Consider the following 626-nt stretch of genomic DNA (forward strand, 5'->3'; position numbering starts at 1 on the left):
CCTACTTTGTTTTTTTTTTTCTTATTACATTTTTAGGTTTAAATTCTGTTTGTCTTTTTATTTGTTTTATCCCATTTTCCAACATAATTTCTTACTTATGGCTTCATCCCACCTTTGTTTTATCTATTCATCCCTTTTTTCTTTCTTTCTGTTTTTCCCGGCCCATATATCCTTTTTTTCTCTCCATTTCATTTTCACTTTTCTTTTTTTTCTTTTTTTTTTTTTTTTTCTTTTTCCTTTTTCTTTCTCTTTTCCTTTTTTCTCTTTTTTCCTTTTATCTTTTTTCTTACTATTTTTTCTTATCTATTTTTTCCTTCTCTTTCTTCATTTTTTTTCTTTCTTCCTTCCTCATTTCTTTCTTTTTCTCTATCATCATCCTCTTTCTTTTCTCTTTTTTTTCTTTCTTTTCCTTCTTCTTTTTCTTCTTTTCTTTTTTCTCTTTTTATCCCTTCTTCCTCTTCTTCCTCTTTTTTTCTTTTTCTCTTTCTTTTCTCTTTTTTCTTTTCTTCTTCGTCCTTCTTCTTCATTCTTCCTCCTTTCCCCTTACTTCTTATCTCTCCTCCTCTTTTCTCTTTCCTCTTTCTTTTTTTCATTCTTTCCCTCTTCTTTCTTTTCTTTCTTTTTTC

1 protein-coding gene is annotated in these 626 nt (G+C 27.8%); it reads right to left on the reverse strand.

Features of this window, described 5'->3' with window-relative positions; translation table 11 throughout:
- Positions 1-299: 299 nt before the first annotated feature.
- The coding region (locus tag DNK84_RS15280) for a hypothetical protein (RefSeq protein WP_208123358.1) at positions 300-626 on the reverse strand (327 nt) is incomplete at its 5' end.

The sequence above is a fragment of the Facilibium subflavum genome (genome assembly GCF_003574485.1).
Taxonomy (GTDB): Bacteria; Pseudomonadota; Gammaproteobacteria; order Francisellales; family Francisellaceae; genus Facilibium; species Facilibium subflavum.